Genomic DNA, 20,745 nt, shown 5'->3' on the forward strand with positions numbered 1-20,745 from the left:
AGTTAATCAGCGCTGTGGTGCGGTGTTGTTTCGGTGGGTGAACAGGTATGCTCCCACCCCGGATAGGCCGACGACCAGGATGGCACCGCCGATCAGCATGCCTACGATGGGTGCCTGAGAGTTTGCGGCCTGTGCAGTCTGTTGCACCGGGACGTACTCGTAGTAGGCGTCGCCGTCATCACCTGCGTCGGTATCTGTTGTCACAGTACCGTTACCGCCCGCTGACAGTTTCGTCTGGCCCAGCGGCTTGGCCGCTCGGCCACCGTCGCCTGATCTGGTGCCCGAACCCGCTTCAGCGCGTACGGCTCCACCGGCTCCGGCGTGGTGCGGTGCGTTCGCCGCAGGTTCGTCGACGACCTTGGTGATTGTTGAGCGCTGTGCGCCACCGCGATTCTCCGTGTTACGAGATCCCTGTGAACGGTTACCCTGCGGAGACGCGGTGCGTCGAGAGCCACCGCTGTTGTCCCGTGCCGCAGCGTTGTTGTCCCCTCCAGTACGACCTGCACCGGAATCGCTGTCTCCTCCTGAGTTATTGTTTCCAGAAGAGACGGTGAAGTAATCACTGTGATGGGAATAACCCTTTGATCCGAGGGCACTGTCGTCGCCCACTGGTTCACTAGCTAGGAAGCGGAGCCAGTGCTCTCCGTCATTGATGTCACAGGGAAGCTGGACTGAGCCAGACGCGCTGCCATCGGAGCTGATTACCTGTGTGCCGACTACGCCGGTCCCGTGGACCGACTGATTGAAGCCCGCTCCGTCATCAATCTTGATGTTCAGGGTCTCTCCGGGGGGGAACCCATATACGGAGTAGCTCAGGGAATCACAGGGAGCGACCGTCTGTGGTGAGATCGAGGAGGACGTGCCCGGGGTGTCACTGCTGGCACCGCCAGGCGGTACCGCCCAGGCGGTAGGCAGGCTGATAAGGAAAGCGGTGGCCAAAACGGCGCCCGCTGTGGTGATTCGGGAGGTGAAGGGACTCATTGTGTACTCCAGGGATTCAAGCGAGATGGTGGGTCAGGAAAAGGGGTGCGGTGTGTTGAGGCGTTAGTTCCGTCGGCGCGTATAGGCCAGCGCACCGAGCATGGCGAGCTGTGCGATGGCGAAGGCTCCGAGGATGAACGCCCAGTCCGCACCGGTCATCAGGGGTGCGGTTGCCACGACTGGTTGTGGCCGTTCGGCGGGGAACGCAGAACCGGTGGAATCTGCACTACCAGAGGAGGAACTCAGGGAGGTCTTCGGAACATCTACCCAACCGACGAGGTTTTCCTTGGCGTCCACAAGTGCGATCTTGTGTTCACCCGGGCCAAGTCCTGATACGTCGAGGAGCATCTGCTTGTTCTCATCGAGTTGTGCCCAGCCGATTCGCTCCGGTTTCGGACCATAGGAGAACAGATACACCCAGTCCCCCGCAGAGAGATCGGGAACGGTCAGCGTGAGCACACCGTCATCATCGGACATGGCTTCGACTGTCCCCTTCCGGCGTGGGGTCAGGTTGGAGATGTTGAGTACGGGAGGTTGAGGAGTATTTTCTGGCTGCGGAGGATACTCAATCTGGTTATTGCCACGTGGTGAGGCCGTACCTCGGTTTCCTGATGCGGGCGTTCCCCCGCCGCCGCCACCGGTGGATCGCCGCTGAATCACGGTGACCACACTGGGTTCCTCGTCATTCGGATACTGATTGGTGTTCCCGGAATCGCGAACGGTGTTCTCCGTCTCGTTGGCCCTGCTTTCACGAGTATCGATCCCGCTCTCCCGCCTGAAGCTATCAATTCCCTTAGACAGCTCGTTGAGTTTCCCGGAGAAGCCGTCGATCGCCGTGGCGATGGGTAGAACGGCGAAGATGAGGTCCATACCCGTTCTTGATGGAATCTCCGGACCTCCGGGTTGAGGTGTGTCGCCCGGGCCGTTTCCGGTGCTCTCCTTCAGTGTGATCCAGGACCAGCCTACGAGTTCACCGGTATGTCCCTGATTTCCTGACTGGAGGACGAGTTTCAGACGCCCCTCCGGGATATCAGCGTCTTTGAGTGGAAGGGAGATCTGTCCCTGATCATTGACCGTGTACCAGTTATCGGCCCACGGTAGCCGCCGGGATGAGTCTTCGATGTAAGCACTGGCGAACAACCAGTCACCTGGCTTGGCACCGGGTATGGTCACGGTAACTTGTTGGTTGCTTTCGGTCGCAGAGACCCCGTTGCGGACGGTGTCCGTGAGTGTCTCGGTGTAGTGGAGTGGGTCAGGGACGCCACTCGGACGGTACTCACCCACCACGAACTCGGTGTCGTTACTACCGCGACGTGGGATGGATCGTGTCCGGTCACCTTCCTTGAGTGTGCCAGTGAGAACGCGGATACTGTGTGCCCCTGTCGTGAACACGGGGTCGGATCCGTATGGACCGCTGTCCGTGCCATCCGGAAGATGTAGGTCTATGGAGAAGTCCCCAGTACGGTCATCTGCCGGCACAATGGCCCAGATGGTGTCGTTATCGTGCACGGTATGCCCCGGGACGTGTTTGTAAAGGCCGTCGTCGATTTTGATTGACAGAAGGGAGCCACCGTCAGTGGGATGGCAGAATCCGGTGCCGGAGATTCTGAGGGTCCCACCGGGTACAGCCGTCTGTGCCACCTTGACCACGGCTTTCGGGGTACTGGGGGTGCAGGTGATGGTGTCACCCTTGTCCGGTTCGACCCACTCGACACCGCCGATCTTTAACGGATCGAGAACCAGGGAGCGCTGAGCATCGGCACTGTTAGCCAGACCACTGGTGATGGTGACGCTCAGTTTTTGACCAGGTTCAAGTTCTTTCGGGAGGTCGAGATCTATGGCGAAGTTGCCCTCAGAATCGGCCTTGAAGAGTTTCCAGATGGTTGGTTCGGGATTCCCGTTTTTCGGATGGTCCACCACATCGGTTCCGGTCCGTTGGTAGGTGCCGGTCTGACCGTCGGCGAGTTGATAGTAGAGCTTCACGACGAGAGTGGAGCCTGCGCTCTTGTCTGTCGAGGTCCAGTTACTGCCTCTAAGGGTCACTGTATCACCGGGATTTACGGCGTAGGGGATCTCTGCGGAGGCTCCATCTTCGGTTTTACCACTGATAACCTCGGTGTCCTCGGACATCAGTAGTAGCGGACCGAACAGATTCTCCTCATTCTGAGCGTATTCGGACGCTTCATTATCGAAAGTGTCCGTGACGATGCTCTCGGTGGATTCCTCAGTAGCTGTGGTAGCGGAGATGCAGAGGAAAGGGGTTGTGATGAGCGTGGTGACGGCGAGTGCGCCGACTCGACGAAGCCTGCGGCGGGAAGACGGGTACACGAAGAATCCTTCAGTGGGTGAAAGAGCGATGGTGAGTCACGATGCGAGCTGGGCGACGTCATCGAGGATGTGGTTCATGAGTAGTGGGCCACCGGTACTGGTCCACAGGTCTCCGGCGACGGGAATGATGGTGCCGTTCTTGTAAGCCTTCAATTCTGAGAAACCGGGCACCTCCTCAGCCTGTGCCAGCGCGGAGCGGGCCTCATCGAGATCTGCGGAACCTCCTGCGGCGGGATTGTTCACGCTTGATCCCCCAAGAGTGCCGAAGAAGATGTAGTCCGCGTCAATATCCCGGAGATTCTCCTGGGAGACCGGCTCTGAGTGGCCTCGTCCCCTCCTGTCTTGATTCGGGGGCCGATGCAACCCGAGATCCTCGAGAGCGATGCCGGCAGGCAGCTCCTTGAGAATCAGCGCCGCAGAGTTACCCTGCCATCGGACGATGGAGAAGGTGGAGTCCTGATAATCCGTGAGGAGCGCCTTGACTTCGGCGACATGGGCGTCATAATCCGCGATTACCTGTTCAGCGGCGTCCGTCATATTCATGGCGTCGGCGATGTGGCGAAAATTGATGCGCCAGTCGCCACCGGCGTAACCCGTGTACACCACTGGTGCAATCGCACGTAGGGCCTCAATAACCGGAGGATTATTGTTGATACTCGTGCCATCGACGAGGATCAGGTCAGGCTTGGCGGCGCCGATAGCCTCGAAGTTCGGTTGCGCGACGTTACCCAGGAGCGGGACGCCCTGGGCCTGCTCCCGGAGATAACCGGCGATGTCACTCTGTCCTCGGCCTGCGACCGCACCGGCAGGAGTGACACCCAGTGCGAGGAGACCGTCCAGTGTCGGCTCTGACAGAGCGATGACACGCTGGGGGGAGACCGGAACGTCAACGCTCGTCCCCTCGACATCGGTGACCGTCCGCGTCTCTACGGTGGGGTTTGATCCAGAGCCACCGTCGCCGCCACAGGCGGTGAGGCCGAGTGCTGCAGCGCATGCGAGTACTCCGGCGCGTAAGAAGGCGCGACGTTTCATTTTTTGAACTCCTCGTTATCGGTTTTCGGCGGTGATTCAGTGGCCGAAGATGCAGATACCGGGTGCAGGGTACAACCGGGATCAGCTCATCGGTCACTACGACGACCGGTACCAAACCTGGCCGGAATCCGCTGCCCGCCGCATATCGGATGCATGCAGACGGGGCAACTTTTCCGGCCAGGTCAGGGTGGATCGTCGGAGTGGACCTCTGGGGAACTACATGTGAAGCAGGTTACGGAGTTCCACCGGTAGGACATGGACCGGAATGATCCCGATCTTAGCCAGGAATCCGAACAGGGCTGCCAGGCCACTGACAACGCCGAATGAGACCAGGAATCCGGTCAGGAACTTCGGCAGATGTGTTTCCGCTGAGGACGAGACGGTCGTCGTTGCCGATGTCGACGAGGTGGTCGTCGGTGCCGGTGTGGACGAGGTCGTTGTCGGTGCCGGTGTGGACGAGGTGGTCGTCGGTGCCGGTGTGGACGAGGTGGTCGTCGGTGCCGGTGCTGTCTCGACGGGGGTGAATCGGAAGAATCCGTCCTTGTTAGCACCGGTACGGCTCACCTTGTTGGTGACGAAGATCCGGCCCTTGTTATCAACCTCAAGATCATTGGGGTAGATCCCGGCATCGAGGTTCGCGACCTTTTTGTTGGCCTTGGGATCAATGACGGTGACGGTGCCGGCTGTACGGTTGGCGGTGTAAATCCGCTTGGTCACGGGGTTGTACACCACGGACAGAGCCTGGTCACCGGTGGGAATGTCAGCGACAACGGCTTTCGTTGCCGGGTCGAAGACCACCACGTTGTGGGTGTCCTGGCTGGCGATGTAGAGGTAACCGGTCGCCGGATCGATGGCCAGCCCGGATGCGCGGCCAACCTTGTCCTCGGGGAGATCGTACACCGTGACTTCCTTGGTCCGGACGTTCACCTTCACTGCCTTCGGGGCACTCTGGGAGACGCTGTAGAGGTCTCCGGTCCTCTGATCCAGACGTAGTGTCATCGCGCCGGAGAAACCGGGGGTCGGAAGCTGCTCGTAGGTCTTGTTGTCAGCGTTGAACACCGTGAGGGACTCGGCATCGGAACGCGGTGAACCGACGTAAGCGAGGCCAGTGCTTTCGTCGATCACGACGTCACGGCCATGAGAAACGACATCGGCAGGGAACTGGTGAATCAGATTGAGGTCGGTGTCGTAGACCGCGACGGAGTCGGCTGTGGAGTTTGTGGTCCATACACGATCACGCTTCTGATCAAGCCCGACACCGAAGACCTGGGCGTTATTGTCGTCGGTTGCCTTGGGCTCAATCTCCTTCTCAACCTTGAGGGTGTCCGGATTGACGATCATGAGGCGCGTACCGGCCTTGTTGGAGGAACGGTCAGTCCGGGCAACATACAGCTTGCCGTTCTTGTGGTTGAACCGCACCTGGTACAGGCCGGGGTCGAGTTCAGCCTTTTCCACGGTGTACTTATCCGTACCAAAGAGGGAGTTGTCGGGTGTGACGGTGTAGTACGTTTCGGAGCTGCGCTCATTTCCATCAACCGTGTACTTGATGGTGATCGGTTTGCCGAGTAGTTCTGCGTCCCCGGGAATCTTCACGTCCGTGATCTCGGCGAGGGAATCATCGTCGGAGACACCCTTCTGATCGCCGGTCAGGAAGTTGGTTTCACCGACACCGACGAAAGTTACTGATGCGTCCTTGGGGAGGCCGACAACCTGAACCTTGACGGTGGAGTTCTGAGCTGAGTCATCGAGGCCATCAACGGTGCTCGAGAGAATCTTCACCGACGGATTAACGATGACCTCATTCGAGACGGCGCTGGTCTTATTCTCATCCTTGGCCTGGACCTTGACAACAACCGGAACACCGGCGTTCAGCCCCTCCTTCGATGAAACGTAGGCTGTACCTTCGGCCGTACCGTTCTCATCAGTGGTGATGGTCTTTGACTTATGTCGACCCGTTGACCACTTCGCTTCCGTGTCATTGACGAAGGGTACGAGCTCGGTGTTTGCCGGGAAACCGGTGATCTTTACAGGAATCCTGATGGAACCACTGCGCGAGGACTTGTACCCGTTCTCTGCGGTAACGGTGGGCTGAGTGGCCGGGGTTTCTTCGCTCTCCTCGGGCAACTTCTCAACGACCTCGAACCAGCCGTAGGTTGAGACTGAGGGATCTGATCCGAGTGCGCGGACCCAGTAGTGTCCGAGGGCGAGATCAGCAGGAACACGGATGGTGGCCGTGAAGTTTCCGTCGGCATCGGGGAATTCCGCGGGCTGGAGCTCGACCCATCCATTCCCGGAGTGCTTGACCGAGGCGCCCGCCTGGTCCTCCGGGAACTGCATTTTCACGCCATCGTTGAGCTTGAAGGTGAGCGGCTCGTCGTCCGTACGCTGCGCGAAACCGGAACCTTTGACCGTGAGCAGACCTCCGGGAGTGACCTTCTGGTCATGGCTGAGCGTTCCACCCTTGAACTTACCCGCGCCCCGGGGGGTCTCTCCGGTCACGGACTTCTCCGGAAGCGTTGACGCAGATGCGGTGTTGTTCGTGGGCTGGTTTTCCTGGGCCCCCGCGATCTGTGGAGTGGCGACGATGACGCCGGTCGTCATGAGGGACGCTGAGAGGACGGTCGCGATGGCGCGCTTTCCGATGGTACGAGAGTGATGTTGCTTCATGAGTGCACGGTCTTCCTTGGTAGGGGAACAGGCGGGGCAACTCAGGCCGATCAGACGTGGTCTCGCGGTGTGGGTAAACCCGCCCGTTTGGATAAGGTAAGCGAAGCCTACATTAGGGACGGCTTGCCTCTATTACAAGTAGGCATAAGGGTTTCGCAATAACGAATTGAACGGCGTTAAGGGGAAGTCGGGGCGCTGAGCCGGTCAAATGCGATATGTTCGGCATTTTTTGCTGGTTACTCGCGGCTTCATGTCTGTGTCCATTTACGTGTGCCCGCGGACGGATTTACCCCCTTCTGTCTCCCCCGCCTGATATGTCGCGGACGTCACCTTCGAGCCGAGATAGGGGTATCGGCCCCGCTGATTCTGATTATGGAGAGACCATTCTCTCTGCAGGGTTGTGTACGGGGGACGCGGCTGTCCGTGAGGCACGTAAGCCATTGATGATGATGACGATCTCGGCTGCCTCATGGATGAACACGATCATTGCCAGTCCGAGCACACCGGTCAGCGCCAGTGGTGGAAGGATGAGAATCACGGCGAGGGCGAGGGCTATGTTCTGGGTCATGATGCGCCGTCCGCGTTGTGCGTGGGCGAGCGCACGGGGGAGCAGAGTGAGGCTGTGTCCGGTGAAAGCGATGTCAGCGGACTCAATTGCTGCGTCAGTCCCCGTTGTTCCCATCGCTATCCCAATGTCGGCCGATGCGAGAGCGGGTGCGTCGTTAATGCCGTCGCCCACCATGGCCCAACCTGACCCGCTGACCACCGCAGCCTTATCTACAGGCAGGAGTTCGGCGCGAATGTCCCGGATCCCGCAGTCGGTGCCGACGGCGGAGGCGGTACGGAGATTATCACCGGTGAGCATCGTCACCTGCATACCCATGCGGTGCAGTGCGGTGATCGTGTCCGGGGCTTCTTCACGGAGAGAATCGATGATGCCGATGATGCCGATAGCGGCATCATCGGCGCATACCACTATGACTGTCCGTCCATCCGACTCGAGCTCGTCCACCCTGTGCTGCAGTGCGCCAGGTGGGTTGAAGCGGGGGCTGCCTACGGTGATGCGGCGTCCGTCGATATGCCCACTGATTCCTTGTCCAGGATGTTCCTCAATATCCTGCGCATCGGGGATATCGACCTCTGCTACGGCTGCCGTGACCGCTACGGCAAGCGGGTGGGTGCTGTGTTTTTCCACTGCGGCGGCGAGAGTGAGAAGGTCCGGGGGGCCATCGACGGACACCACGGTCGGTGTGTTGCGGGTGAGTGTGCCCGTTTTGTCGAAGGCGATGCGGTTGACGGCACCGAAACGCTCGAACGCGGCACCAGACTTGATGATGACACCAAAACGACTGGCCGCTCCGATTGCGGAGATGACGGTGACCGGTACCGCTATGGCGAGTGCACAGGGTGAGGCAGCGACGAGCACGATCAGCGCGCGTTCGATCCAGACGGCGGGATCTCCGATGGTTGAACCGACTGCTGCGATGGCGATTGCTACGAGGAGCACCCCCGGTACGAGTGGTCGGGCAACTCTGTCCGCTATGCGGGCTCGTGAGCCCTTCTCGGCCTGTGCGTGGGTGACGATGGAGACGATCGTGGTGAGGGAATTATCGGTGCCGGGGGCGTTTGCGGTGATTTCGAGGGGCGAGGACACGGCTATCGACCCGGCGGGTACGAGGTCTCCGGTGCTGACCATCACGGGTATGGATTCACCGGTTACCGCAGATGTGTCGAGTGCGCCTTTGCCACCTGTGACGGTGCCGTCAGTCGGGACACGCTCTCCGGGTCGAACAATGATGATGTCACCTACGATGAGATCAGTGATGTTGATCGTCGCGGTGAGCTGTCCCCGGCGGACTGTCACGGTTTCCGGAATGAGGCTGACCAGGCTACGGAGTCCTGAGCGGGCCTTCTCCATCGCCTTCTCCTCGAGTGCCTCGGCGATGGAGAAGAGGAACGCCAGGGCGGCGGCTTCGCCGACGTAACCGAGTGTGACCGAACCCACAGCGCTGACAGTCATCAGGAGGCCGATGCCGAGTCGGCCGCCGGGCTGGCCGGTGATCAGCTTCCGTATCGATTGTGGGATGAATGACCATCCTCCCAGTGCCAGGGCGACCCAAAACAGGAAGGGATGTAGCAGGTGCCCGAGGAGCAGGGCCATGCCTGAGAACACGGGCACCATGAGGCCGGTGTCTCGCCACCAGGGGATGGACTGCGTATTTCGATCGGTGAGAAGGTCGGTTGTCGTCGGGGGCGGTGTGGTGTTCCCACCGCCACAGCATGCGTCGCTCATCGGCTCACCTCTGCGGGAATCTCGTTGAGGCAGGTGTTCCGGTCCTCGCACACGGTAAGGACAACGCGGGTGAGGTTGCGTAGGCTCGCAGCAAGTTCGGGACCGGCGAGGGTGTAGCGGACTTTGCGGCCTTCGGGGTGGGTGTGGACGAGGCCACAGTCACGGAGGCAGGCGAGATGGTTGGAGACGTTCGCCCGCGACAGTTCTAATTGCTCGGCGAGCTGCGCCGGATAGTGGTTTCCATCCAAAATTGCGAGGAGGAGGCGGCAACGAGTGGGATCGGCAAGCGCCTTTCCTAGTCTAACAAGCGCCTGTTCGTGGGCTTCAATATGGCTCATTCTCAAATAGTACACGATACAGTGAACTATCTGGAGGGGAGGCCGATTCGGGTCGGGCTGTTTTCGAGGGCCGCTGCAATCGTCTGCCTGAATCGTTCCGACACCTCGGGCAGGTGATCCACCGCAAACCAGCGGGCATCCGTATTCTCCTCATCCGCCGGGTAAACCTCAGCAGAAGCGCATATGGGTCGACACAGCACCGCAGTGTCCATGTAGGAGGCTACATCCCCGTTGGGGTAGGTGACGGGACCAACGGCTCGTACCCACAGCACTCGCTCAACCCTTGCCTGGAGACCAGTTTCTTCCGCGATCTCACGAAGCGCGGTCACATCGGGTTGTTCACCGGGATCGGCGATGCCGGTGACAGGTGTCCAGGCCCCGGTGTCGGCGCGTCGGACGAGCAACACCTCCGGAGGTATGCCTTCGCCTTCGGGGACCGAAGACCGCAGAACGATCGCTGTTACCCCAGGCAACCAGAGTGGGGCGTGACCGATTTTCCTGCGGAGATCGAGGATGAAGTCGGGGGTTGACACGGGTATTTCTAGCTTCCGTCGGCCTGGCTGGCGGCACGCCGAACGGCATCAAGGTCTACCTCGGCAATCGGCGTCTCGGATTGACTCTCGGATCCTCCGCCACAGCACCCCCCACCGGATGAGCACCCCCCACCGCCTCCGGAACTCCGGTTCGCCGCGACGTCTGCTGCCGCGGCGACTCGTGCCCCGAGTCCAGCCCCCGCCCCGGTGAAGACAAGGGCCGCGATCAGTGTTCCGACCGGGAAAAGCCACATCCATCCGGACGCAGTGAAGCTGATGACGGCACCGACAAGTAGGAGGATTCCACCCGCGATCCACAGTGGCCCCGCCGCCCGGTGTGCGAGATTCCAGACGTCGCGGGATTTACGTACCTCTGCAACGCGGATGCCGATGATGGGGTTGCCGGGGAGCTTTCGTGTCCACCCGAGCACGCCTGTCACGAGCAGTGTGAGGGCCAGAACGAGGAGAAGGACGGGAATCACGATCATGGGGTTCAGTCTAAACCCCGGAGTCCAGGGAGATCGGTTGCCCAGTGGAACGGTCGGGTGTGACCACACGGGTGCCCGTCGGCAACTCCACAGCAAAATCATTGGTGTGGGCTGGTCATCATCCCGTATCGTAAGGGCCAGATGCCGGAATTCTGTGGAAGGTGTATGGCTTCCCACAGTTCCGGCTCAGCCCACGCCTGTATGCCCGCGCCGGTTTTCCGGTCTGTGGACGTCGCTGGCGTCGGGTTCCTTCGATCCGTCCCGCGCTGTCGTCATGGAACAGCGGTGCGGTGTACCGGAACTCCACCGACCTAGGTAGGGCACATGGACCTGAAAAAACTGTCTTCCTCACTGCTGTTCAAGATCGTTGTCGCGATTATTCTCGGCATCGTCTGCAGCTTCTTCTTCCCGGAGTCGCTCGCACGCGTCTTCGTAACCTTCAACGGACTGTTCGGAAGCTTCCTCGGATTCTTCATCCCGGTGTTGATCTTTGCACTGATCACACCGGCCATTGCAGGGCTTGGACGTGGTGCGGGCAAGTGGCTCGCGATCACCACCGGCATCGCCTACGGATCAACGGTGTTTGCGGGTCTGCTCGCGTTCGGGGCCTCGGCTCTGCTGTATCCGTCGTTGCTGCACCACCAGCCGATGGTAGAGGCGATGGATGTCGAAGAGGGTGCGTTGAGTGGCTACTTCAGCATCGACATGCCCGCACCGTTCGGGGTGATGACGGCGCTGCTGCTGGCCTTTACTCTCGGTGTAGCGATGACCGCGGTCAAGAGCGATACGCTCTACCATACGGTTCGCGATCTGGAACGCGTGATCATGCGCGTCATCGCCCGCTTCATCATTCCGCTTCTTCCGCTCTTCATCTTCGGTCTTTTCCTCTCGATGGGCATGAATGGCAACCTGACCTCCACACTGACGTCCTTCGGTACGGTTATCGTCATCGCGATTCTGATGACTTTCATCCTCCTGGTCGTCCAGTTCGCTATCGCGGGAGGAGTTTCGGGCCGGAATCCAGTGCGGTCCTTCCTGAACATGCTGCCCGCGTACGGTACGGCACTCGGTACCTCGTCGTCTGCGGCCACCATCCCCGTCACATACGCGTGCACCAAGCGTAACGGCGTCGCTCCGACGGTGGCAGGGTTCACGGTTCCACTGTGCGCAACCACTCACCTCTCGGGGTCCATGCTCAAGATCTCGTTGTTCGCCTTCGCCATCATGTACATGAACGACATGGAACTGACCTTTGCGATGGCGATCGGATTCATCCTGATGCTGGGCATCACAATGGTGGCCGCGCCGGGTGTCCCTGGTGGTGCGATCATGGCCGCAACCGGTCTCCTGGCCTCGATGCTTGGTTTCAATGACGATCAGGTCGCTTTGATGATCGCCGCCTACATCGCCATCGATTCCTTCGGCACGGCCTGCAACGTTACCGGTGACGGCGCGATTGCGATGGTGGTGAACAAACTAGCCAAGGGGCAGATCTCCCGTGCTGAACAGCAGGAGACCCTCGGCTACGAGGTCGACGTCATCGAAGAGGACGAGGAGCTCGACGCCAGGATCTAGGCATTCATCGACGTATGGCCCCTGCGCCCGGCCCGGTACCCGCAAGGCTCCGGACCGGGCTTTTCTTGTCGTGGGACACAGGTGTGTTGTGTCGTGGAACCATCAAAAACCATCATTCAGCGTTAATATCCATTGTCTTTATGGGTGGGGAGCTTAAAATGTGGCGGTGATGAAAACCCGAACACTATTAGTTACAGTGCTGGTGGCCGTCGGCACGCTCTTTACCGTTCCATCGGCTGGAGCTCTTACCGTCACGCCCTGGCTGGTTCCGGACCGCACCGAAATCACGGTACGTAACAGTGACGGCACGGTGTTCAGTGTCCGAGGAGACCGCACCGGCCCCGCACTCTCCCTCGCCAAGCTCTACCTCGCGTACGGCGTGCTCGCTGCCGGAGACCCTGTGGATCGGGATACCGTCACACACATGATTCGAACGTCCGACGACCTGGCGGCATCGCGGCTCTCCGCGAAGTATCCGACGGCAATCGCCGACACCATAAACCGTTTCGGACTGCGGCGGAGCCAAGCGGGTCCGAACTGGGGCTGGGGTACGACGACCACCGATGACGTCGTCCACTTCCTGACCGCCATCCGGAACGATCCGACAGCCTTGCCGATCATCGATGCCATGGCCGCCGCAACTCCGGTTGCCGCAGACGGGTATCCACAGAACTACGGTACAGCTACCCTTCCGGGGGCCTGGGCCACGAAGTTCGGCTGGTCCGATGACGGCACGATCAACGCCACCGGGACCTATGGCAACGGGTGGACAGCCGCCGCGCGCACCTATGGCCCACCTGCACAGCTCACCCGTGACGTTCACGCCGCAGTGGTTCCCGCGGACCCGGTTCCCCAACCCCCGACGGTGCCTGAGACCCCGGGCGTCGTCACCGGTGTACAGCTCAAGAATCAGATCCGCTGTGTGGATCCCCTGAACCTGCGGCATGTGATCCCAGACACCGTACGCATTCCGGCCATGCTTGCGGCGATACTCCCCCGTTGCTGAGCCGGTTTCCGGCGCCAATGGGTAGTCGATAGGTAGCCGGGTCGCGGCCTGTGCTGATCGACGTGCGGGACGGCTATAGACTGTGCTCTATGACTAAACCGAGCGAGACTCCCGCACACCGTTACACCGCGGAGCTGGCGGGCAGCATTGAACGCACCTGGCAGAACCACTGGCGTGAACACGGCACCTTCAACGCGCCGAACCCGGTCGGGGATCTCGCCCCGGCGGACGGCGCGGAGCTGCCGGAGGACAAGCTCTTCGTGCAGGACATGTTCCCCTTCCCCTCGGGTGCGGGGCTGCACGTCGGACACCCCCTCGGCTACATCGCCACCGACGTCTACGGCCGCTTCAACCGCATGCTCGGCAAGAACGTGTTGCACACCCTCGGATACGACGCCTTCGGGCTGCCCGCCGAGCAGTACGCGATCCAGACGGGAACCCACCCGCGGATCAAGACGCAGGAATCCATCGACAACATGGAACGCCAGCTCGGCCGCCTCGGCCTCGGCCACGACCGGCGGCGCGTGATCGCCACGACGGACACAGACTACTACCGTTGGACGCAGTGGATCTTCCTGCAGATCTTCAACTCCTTCTTCGATCCGGCGCAGCGTAAGGCCCGCCCGATCAGCGAGCTTATCCCGCTGCTCGAATCCGGCGAACTCCCCGTGCCCACTGAATTGGTGGAGAAGTTCGGTAGCTCCGACTTCGCCACCCTCGACCGTGTGCAGCGTGCTGAAGTCGTTGACGCCTACCGGCTGGTCTACCGCTCCAACTCCACCGTCAACTGGTGCCCCGGACTCGGCACAGTGCTGGCGAACGAGGAGGTCACCTCCGACGGTAAGTCCGAGCGCGGCAACTTCCCTGTCTTCCGCAAGAACCTCTCCCAGTGGATGATGCGGATCACCGCCTACTCGGATCGCCTCATCGATGATCTCGATCTTCTGGATTGGCCCGAGAAGGTCAAGTCGATGCAGCGCAACTGGATCGGCCGTTCTCGCGGAGCCGAAGTCACCTTCGACGCCGCCGGGCATCCCATCGACGTGTTCACCACCCGCCCCGACACCCTCTTCGGCGCCACCTACGTCGTGCTCGCACCCGAGCATGAGTTGGTCGATGTCCTCGTCGCCGAGGGCACCGGTACCTACGAGGGGATAGACGAGCGCTGGACCTACGGCCAGGCTTCACCCGCCGAGGCCGTCGCCGCCTATCGTTCGGCCATCGCCGCGAAGTCGGACCTCGAGCGTCAGGAGAACAAGGAGAAGACCGGTGTGTTCACCGGCTTCTACGCCACGAACCCGGTCAATGGTGCGCAGGTTCCGGTGTTCATCGCGGACTATGTGCTCACCGGCTACGGGACCGGTGCGATCATGGCGGTTCCCGGCCACGACGACCGAGACCACGAGTTCGCTACCGTTTTTGGGCTTCCCATCCTGGAGGTCGTCTCCGGTGGTGACATCACCGAGGCCGCCTTCACCGGCGAAGGAACGGCCGTGAACTCTGCGAACGACAATGGTCTGGATATCAACGGCCTCGGGCTCGCGGCGGCCAAGGCGAAGACCATTGCCTGGCTTGAGGAGCAGGGTAGCGGCCGGGGCACGATCCAGTACAAGCTCCGTGACTGGCTCTTCGCCCGCCAGCGGTACTGGGGTGAACCCTTCCCCATCGTGTACGACGCAGACGGCGTCGCGCACGCCCTGCCCGAGTCGATGCTTCCCGTCGAGCTGCCCGAGGTGGATGACTACCGCCCGGTGTCCTTCGATCCGGAGGACGCGGACAGTGAGCCGCACCCGCCGCTCGCCAAGGCCGGCGATTGGGTTGAGGTCGAACTCGATCTCGGGGACGGGCCGAAAACCTACACCCGTGACACCAACGTCATGCCCCAGTGGGCGGGGTCGTCCTGGTATCAGCTCCGGTACATCGACCCGACGAATGCCGAGATATTCTGCTCGCCGGAGAACGAAGCCTACTGGACCGGACCGCGCCCAGCGGAACACGGTGCGCAGGACCCGGGTGGCGTCGATCTCTACGTCGGCGGGGTGGAGCATGCCGTGCTCCACCTGCTGTACTCCCGGTTCTGGCACAAGGTTCTGTTCGATCTCGGTCATGTCAGTTCGCTGGAACCCTACCGCCACCTGTTCAATCAGGGATACATCCAGGCTTACGCCTACACCGATGACCGTGGCGTCTACGTGCCCGCGGCCGAGGTTGAGGAGATCGACGGCGAGTTCTTCCACGGTGGTCAAAGGGTCAACCGGGAGTACGGAAAGATGGGCAAGTCGTTGAAGAACTCGGTTTCGCCGGACGAGATCTGCGACAACTACGGAGCGGACACACTGCGCGTCTACGAGATGGCGATGGGCCCGCTCGACGCTTCGCGGCCCTGGGCCACGAAGGACGTCATCGGTGCGCACCGATTCCTTCAGCGTCTGTGGCGTCTCGCAATAGACGAGAATACCGGTGCCGTGATCGTGACCGACGCGGAGCTCACCGATGATGACAATCGTGCCCTGCACCGCACCATCGCCGGAGTCCGGGAAGATTACGCCGAACTACGGGATAATACTGTGGTGGCCAAGCTCATCGAGTACGTCAACCATCTCACCAAGGCTTACCCATCATCGGGTACGCCGCGTGCCGCCGTGGAGCCCCTCGTGCAGATGGTCGCGCCCATCGCGCCGCACATCGCGGAGGAACTCTGGAAGCGTCTCGGGCACACCGATACCATCACCTACACGGACTTCCCCGCTTTCGTCGACAAGTGGCTCACCGATGACACCGTCGAACTCCCCGTTCAGGTCAACGGGAAGGTCCGGGGTCGGATCACCGTTCCCGTGGATGCAACGAAGGAGGAAATCATCGCCACCGCACAGGCAGAATCCAACGTGGCCGGGCACATCGAAGGAAAAACCGTGGTAAAGGAGATTGTTGTGCCCGGGCGACTGATCAACATCGTGGTGAAATAGCCCGCTGTACCATACGCACCATCTCAATCGCCGTCATCTGGGAGCTACGCATCACCCCGGATGACGGCGACTTTGTGGTGTGTGCTGCTGATCGTGCTTGTCCAGCAGTGGAAGGTGCCGTCGGTCCCTCACTCACCGCCGTCAAGGAGTGACGCGAACGTCCACTCGGAGTTGATGGAGTGTGCAAGGTATTCCATGAGTCGCCGCAGATACAGTTCCTCCGGGCCGTGGTCCGGTACCCGCTGCTCGATGACACTGAGAGCGACTGTGAGAGGGGTTCCCTCATCGAGTATCCGGTTGAGTGCGTGTCCGCGGTAAGCCGCGAAGAAGAAGTATGGGTCACAGCGGGTCAGATCAGTCAGCGTGGGCCACACTCGGGGATCAGCTAGGCGGGTGAGGAACTTGCTCGCCGTATCGGTTAGCCACGGTTGTGAGGTGGGGCTACCGGTGAAGAACAGGTCCAGTTTTCCCACCGGGTAGAAACTCAGGCACGGGTCCCAGCGAACCGTGTCACGGCAGGGAACGAGCGAGTCGAACAGTTCTCCGAACTGGAACGGTAACTCACCGTTGACCGCGACCTCCCACGGAATACCGAGTTCACCACGGCCCATGATGTAGGTTTCGCCGTTGATCCGGTAGTCCATGCTGCCCTCGTCGTTAAAAATCAACCAGAACAGTAGACGCTGTTCAAACAGGACCCCGGAGAGGGCGATACAGAAGAGCCGGAGCTGGTCAAGCGCGCAATGTGTACGGGGTGCATGAAGTGCGGTCACTCCGGTGGCGGCATCGGTCGCAAGCAGTTCCTCGACGGCCCACAGATGCAAGAGTGCCTCTTCGAGGCAGGTCACGGGAACGTGGTGTCCAGTTGTTGCAAGAGTCAGTGCCGCCTCACCACGCTCCGAACGGGCAGGCATTGAGGCGAGTTCCGCACGATCAAGTACCGGCCAGTTCTCCAACGGGTCCCTGCCGGTCGAGAAAAGCTGCATCGCGCCGTGGAAGGTCGGGCCGGAGGTGAACTCCAACATCCAGTCGATGTCACGGGGAACGATGATCACGGTGGTTTTCATCCTTGGTTCGGGCCGGTCCGGGGGGATCGACTGGGGCTGGCTGGTTTGTCGATCATTGTTAAGCGCATCTGATCACAGTGAGAGAGGTCACCCACGTCTCTGCCTAAAATTAGCTCAACCTTCCCTAAGTTCCAAGGCCTTGAATGGTTTGCGTTGGAAATTGTCAGGTGGCGCTCGATTCCATAGGTCGCTTGATGGTCCATGGCGGAGAGCGCACCGCGGTGTACTGTTTCCGGACACCGCTCAGGTAAGCCAGGTCAGGTAGGCCGGGATTTCGGAACAACAAACGGGGAACTCCATCATCCGGCTGGTTACAGTCGGCGACCGATCTCCTCCAGCGCTGACCGTGATGCCGCTTCCCCGGGAAGCAGCGGGAGCTCAATGATCGGGAGCCCTGTCAAATGGGAATGTAGTTGACGGATGAATTCCTCCTCCAGAGTTGCACGCGCGGCGAGGAACTCTCCCTGATCCCGTGGCGAGCGCCGATTGACAACCCCGGCCGCGACATCCACTCCGGTTCTGGTGAGCTCTGTGCACAGCTCGACCGTCTCCAGCACCGGCATGCGTTCCGCGGTGAGCACGATGATGAAGGTGCAGGTGTCCGGGGCGGTGAGGATTCGCCGGAAACGGTCGAAGAGGCTGCGACGCTGCTCCAGGATCGCACGTAGTCGTTCATTGCGGAGACGGACGGGATCCGTCTCGGTGCCGGTTGAGCCTTGTCCCCCGATGAGGTCACGTTCGCGCCGGCTTTCTCGCCCCAGAGCGTCGGCTGCTTCGGCGAGTTTCTCGGCCTTTGCCCGGCGACCCAAGAGCCCGTCCGTCCAGGCTGCCATCATCTCCGGTAGTGCCATGAGCCGCGCCGTGTGTCCGGACGGCGCTGTGTCGATGATGACGTGGTCCCACTCACCAACAGCTTCGTCCACGATCCGGGCGATGCGTTCCAAGATCGCAGCCTCGTGTGTTCCGGGGGAGTTCGCGGACAATTTGAGGTGTCTGGACACCTCGGAGTGGAGATGTCGGGGCATCATCCTGTGCATAGTGTCCTCGACGCGGGCGAGGTGAGCTGAGGTCGTGGCGGCGGGATCAATCTCCACGGCGGATAGGCGGGTGTCGAGTTCCGTCACGGCATCTCCGATGCGGATGCCCCAGAGATGCCCGAGATTGTGTGCGGGATCTGTGGAAACGAGCAGTACACGTCGCCCGTGTCGGGCGAGAGCCATTGCGGTCGCTGAGGCCAGTGTGGTTTTACCCACCCCGCCCTTTCCTCCGAAGAACACCACGCGGCGGGTATCAATGAGGTTCAGCAGCATGACAATCCCTCGACGGGTGAATGTTCCATGCCCATACGTCGGTGCCATTCATGGAAACGGTCGTACATGACGGGTAGGAGTTCGAGGGTGTGATAGCTGGCGGGGTTGGGGACACCGAGTGCCTCGCTCATGACGAGCATCATGAACAGATCATCTTCGTCTCGGGCCGCGCGCTGGAGCGATACCCGGTACGGCCCGGCATAGAATTCGGCCAAGCCGTCGGCCAGCGCACGGCTGCGGGCGTGCAGGTCGGCGAACCAGCCCACGTCAGTGGACTTTCGCGTGGGCGTCGGGTTCGTCCCGGACCTCGGTTGCTTCATCGAATTCGGCGTCGGTCACCGGTGGAGTCTGCAGGGCGGTCCGCATTGCGCGGATGGACTCGACGACTACCCAGACCGCGGCGACCAGGATGATGAGGTCGAGGATGAGCAGCATCCAGTTTCCGGCTGTGTAGAACGCACCGAGTTGGATGACCAACGCCCAGACGGAGACCACCATGACGAACACCATCGGGACGAGTACCACCTTGTAGGGCCGTCGCAGCCGGATCAGGATAATGCAAATAATCGACATGGTCAGGGATGCCATGAGCTGATTCGTCGTGCCGAACAAGGGCCAGATGGCGAGCCCACCTGAGCCGTCGCCACCGGAGGAGAATGTGAGGCCGAGTGCGACGACGAGGACGATGATGGTGGCGACAATGTTGGTCAGCTTCACACCGAGGTGATCACCGATCTCCTGAACGACGAGACGCTGAAGTCGGACGCCCGTGTCCATCGTCGTGGCGGCGAAGAGCACCGCCATCGTTGCGAGGATTGTGGCCGAAAGGCCGGTGGGTAGTCCGAGCCCGGCATTGATGATCCCGGACCCGCCCTCCACGAATGCGCTGACACTGCCCTGTCCGAATGCGGAGTAGACCTCACGCCACTGGGTGATCGTCTGGTAACCGGCGCAGGTGGCGATGATCGCGCCGAGGGCGAGCAGGCCCTCCCCGACCGCGCCGAAGTATCCGACGAAACGCTCGTCGGTCTCTTTGTCGATCTGCTTGGATGAGGTCCCGGATGAGACCATGCCGTGGAATCCGGAGATTGCGCCGCAGGCGATGGTGACAAACAGCAGCGGGATCATGGAGGGGGTGGCCTCGGGTAGCGCTGTATTGAATGTGGGGGCGACGATGGTCGGGAGGGACAGTGCCACTGATCCGTAGAGGATGATGAGTCCGACGAACAGTTGCAGTCCGTTGATGTAGTCACGGGGCTGGAGCAGCACCCACACCGGCAGAAGAGAGGCGATACCGGCGTACAGGAAGAGCACCACTATCCAGAAGCCATTCGGATTCAGGCCGAGGATACTCTCCGGGAGGACGATGGGAATCGAGTTACCGGTGAGCATCAGGGCGTAGAGGGTGACGACACCGACGAGGGAAACCAGTGGGAGGCTCCACTTCAGGCGGTAGATGGCCTGACCGATGAGGAGTGCGACGATGATCGCACCCCAGGTGGGGATGACGGCGGTGGGTGTGGTGACCAGTAGTTTCGCGATGACCACGGCGAATGCTGCGTTGACCATCAGCAGAAGAAGGAAGATGATCACCAGGAAGAGATTCCGTCCCCGTGGACCGATGTACTTTCCGGACAGGGTACCGATGGTTTGGCCGCGGTGCCTGCCGGATGCCCACAGGGCTCCGAGATCGTGCATCCCGGCGATGAAGACGGTGCCGATGGTCACCCAGAGGAATGCGGGTACCCAGCCCCAGATCACCGCGATAGCTGGTCCGACGATAGGTGCGGCGCCCGCGACGGACGTGAAGTGGTGTCCCCAGAGCACATATTTGTTAGTGGGGACATAGTCGATGCCGTCCTCCATGGTGTGTGCCGGGGTGCGGAAGGAAGCGTTGAGTTTGTAGATCCGTGAGCCGAGGTACCTGGAGTAGAGAAAGTACCCCCCGAGCATCATGGCGACGCCGATGATGGCGAGGAAGAGTGCGTTCATGGCGGTGGAGGTCTTTCCGTTTCGGTGCCGGTGCATCCGAGAGATGATTGTCCGGCGGCGATGTGAGGGAGAACATGATGTGGCTATTTAGTGCATTAGATCACATGTTCAGTAGTGGGTACAGGTTTTGGCGGCAAAAACCATAGAAGGGGGTGCCTTCGGGGATCAT

The 20,745-nt window shown here is 60.8% G+C and carries 15 protein-coding genes; 3 read left to right on the forward strand and 12 right to left on the reverse strand.

Annotation, left to right across the window (positions count from 1 at the left end; all coding sequences use genetic code 11):
* Window positions 1–6: 6 nt before the first annotated feature.
* The 8 genes from QWU43_RS09745 to QWU43_RS09780 form a co-directional block, all read right to left on the reverse strand.
* Complete coding sequence (locus QWU43_RS09745; RefSeq protein ID WP_370914856.1) at window positions 7–981, reverse strand: hypothetical protein; 975 nt, start codon at window positions 979–981, stop codon at window positions 7–9.
* 63 nt (window positions 982–1,044) lie between these two features.
* Window positions 1,045–3,309: a hypothetical protein gene (locus QWU43_RS09750; RefSeq protein ID WP_370917743.1), complete on the reverse strand. Its 2,265-nt coding sequence runs from the start codon at window positions 3,307–3,309 to the stop codon at window positions 1,045–1,047.
* Window positions 3,310–3,345: 36 nt separating this feature from the next.
* Complete coding sequence (locus QWU43_RS09755; protein ID WP_370914858.1) at window positions 3,346–4,341, reverse strand: ABC transporter substrate-binding protein; 996 nt, start codon at window positions 4,339–4,341, stop codon at window positions 3,346–3,348.
* Window positions 4,342–4,557: 216 nt separating this feature from the next.
* Complete coding sequence (locus tag QWU43_RS09760; RefSeq protein ID WP_370917744.1) at window positions 4,558–7,008, reverse strand: hypothetical protein; 2,451 nt, start codon at window positions 7,006–7,008, stop codon at window positions 4,558–4,560.
* A 370-nt stretch (window positions 7,009–7,378) separates the two neighbouring features.
* The gene (locus tag QWU43_RS09765; protein ID WP_370917745.1) at window positions 7,379–9,301 is read right to left on the reverse strand and encodes a heavy metal translocating P-type ATPase; all 1,923 of its coding nucleotides are present in this window, start codon (window positions 9,299–9,301) and stop codon (window positions 7,379–7,381) included.
* Window positions 9,298–9,639 (reverse strand): ArsR/SmtB family transcription factor, encoded by a 342-nt coding sequence (locus QWU43_RS09770; protein WP_370914861.1) that lies wholly within the window; start codon window positions 9,637–9,639, stop codon window positions 9,298–9,300. The genes QWU43_RS09765 and QWU43_RS09770 overlap by 4 nt, the downstream gene beginning before the upstream one ends.
* 26 nt (window positions 9,640–9,665) lie before the next feature.
* A complete protein-coding gene (locus tag QWU43_RS09775; RefSeq protein ID WP_370914862.1) occupies window positions 9,666–10,172 on the reverse strand; it encodes an NUDIX domain-containing protein in 507 nt (168 codons plus the stop codon).
* Between the two features lie 8 nt (window positions 10,173–10,180).
* Window positions 10,181–10,660, reverse strand: coding sequence for an SdpI family protein (locus tag QWU43_RS09780; protein ID WP_370914863.1), 480 nt, complete (start codon window positions 10,658–10,660; stop codon window positions 10,181–10,183).
* Window positions 10,661–10,984: 324 nt separating this feature from the next.
* On the opposite strand from QWU43_RS09780, the gene QWU43_RS09785 reads away from it, so the two are divergent.
* The 3 genes from QWU43_RS09785 to leuS all read left to right on the forward strand — a co-directional run bounded on the left by QWU43_RS09785 (window position 10,985) and on the right by leuS (window position 16,207).
* Window positions 10,985–12,235: a dicarboxylate/amino acid:cation symporter gene (locus QWU43_RS09785; protein WP_370914864.1), complete on the forward strand. Its 1,251-nt coding sequence runs from the start codon at window positions 10,985–10,987 to the stop codon at window positions 12,233–12,235.
* A 166-nt stretch (window positions 12,236–12,401) separates the two neighbouring features.
* Window positions 12,402–13,241, forward strand: a complete 840-nt coding sequence (locus tag QWU43_RS09790) for a hypothetical protein (protein ID WP_370914865.1) — start codon at window positions 12,402–12,404, stop codon at window positions 13,239–13,241.
* Between the two features lie 89 nt (window positions 13,242–13,330).
* A complete protein-coding gene (gene leuS, locus QWU43_RS09795) occupies window positions 13,331–16,207 on the forward strand; it encodes a leucine--tRNA ligase (RefSeq protein ID WP_370917746.1) in 2,877 nt (958 codons plus the stop codon).
* 128 nt (window positions 16,208–16,335) lie between these two features.
* Here the strand turns inward: leuS and QWU43_RS09800 are convergent, their stop codons facing one another.
* The 4 genes from QWU43_RS09800 to QWU43_RS09815 all read right to left on the reverse strand — a co-directional run bounded on the left by QWU43_RS09800 (window position 16,336) and on the right by QWU43_RS09815 (window position 20,576).
* Window positions 16,336–17,262: a hypothetical protein gene (locus QWU43_RS09800; protein WP_370914867.1), complete on the reverse strand. Its 927-nt coding sequence runs from the start codon at window positions 17,260–17,262 to the stop codon at window positions 16,336–16,338.
* A 323-nt stretch (window positions 17,263–17,585) separates the two neighbouring features.
* Complete coding sequence (locus QWU43_RS09805) at window positions 17,586–18,584, reverse strand: ArsA family ATPase (RefSeq protein WP_370914868.1); 999 nt, start codon at window positions 18,582–18,584, stop codon at window positions 17,586–17,588.
* Window positions 18,575–18,850 (reverse strand): cory-CC-star protein, encoded by a 276-nt coding sequence (locus QWU43_RS09810; protein ID WP_370914869.1) that lies wholly within the window; start codon window positions 18,848–18,850, stop codon window positions 18,575–18,577. The genes QWU43_RS09805 and QWU43_RS09810 overlap by 10 nt, the downstream gene beginning before the upstream one ends.
* Window position 18,851: 1 nt before the next feature.
* Window positions 18,852–20,576 carry a carbon starvation protein A gene (locus QWU43_RS09815; protein WP_370917758.1) on the reverse strand — a complete coding sequence of 575 codons (1,725 nt, stop codon included), beginning with the start codon at window positions 20,574–20,576 and terminating at the stop codon, window positions 18,852–18,854.
* Between the last annotated feature and the right edge of the window lie 169 nt (window positions 20,577–20,745).

This window comes from Corynebacterium sp. CCM 9204 (genome assembly GCF_041357695.1).
Classification (GTDB): domain Bacteria; phylum Actinomycetota; class Actinomycetes; order Mycobacteriales; family Mycobacteriaceae; genus Corynebacterium.

Coding starts and splice junctions, on each gene's coding strand:
- QWU43_RS09745 (WP_370914856.1), bottom strand. CDS start 981: ATGAGTCCCTTCACCTCCCGAATCACCACAGCGGGCGCCGTTTTGGCC.
- QWU43_RS09755 (WP_370914858.1), bottom strand. CDS start 4,341: ATGAAACGTCGCGCCTTCTTACGCGCCGGAGTACTCGCATGCGCTGCA.
- QWU43_RS09760 (WP_370917744.1), bottom strand. CDS start 7,008: ATGAAGCAACATCACTCTCGTACCATCGGAAAGCGCGCCATCGCGACC.
- QWU43_RS09765 (WP_370917745.1), bottom strand. CDS start 9,301: ATGAGCGACGCATGCTGTGGCGGTGGGAACACCACACCGCCCCCGACG.
- QWU43_RS09770 (WP_370914861.1), bottom strand. CDS start 9,639: ATGAGCCATATTGAAGCCCACGAACAGGCGCTTGTTAGACTAGGAAAG.
- QWU43_RS09780 (WP_370914863.1), bottom strand. CDS start 10,660: ATGATCGTGATTCCCGTCCTTCTCCTCGTTCTGGCCCTCACACTGCTC.
- QWU43_RS09785 (WP_370914864.1), top strand. CDS start 10,985: ATGGACCTGAAAAAACTGTCTTCCTCACTGCTGTTCAAGATCGTTGTC.
- leuS (WP_370917746.1), top strand. CDS start 13,331: ATGACTAAACCGAGCGAGACTCCCGCACACCGTTACACCGCGGAGCTG.
- QWU43_RS09805 (WP_370914868.1), bottom strand. CDS start 18,584: ATGCTGCTGAACCTCATTGATACCCGCCGCGTGGTGTTCTTCGGAGGA.
- QWU43_RS09815 (WP_370917758.1), bottom strand. CDS start 20,576: ATGAACGCACTCTTCCTCGCCATCATCGGCGTCGCCATGATGCTCGGG.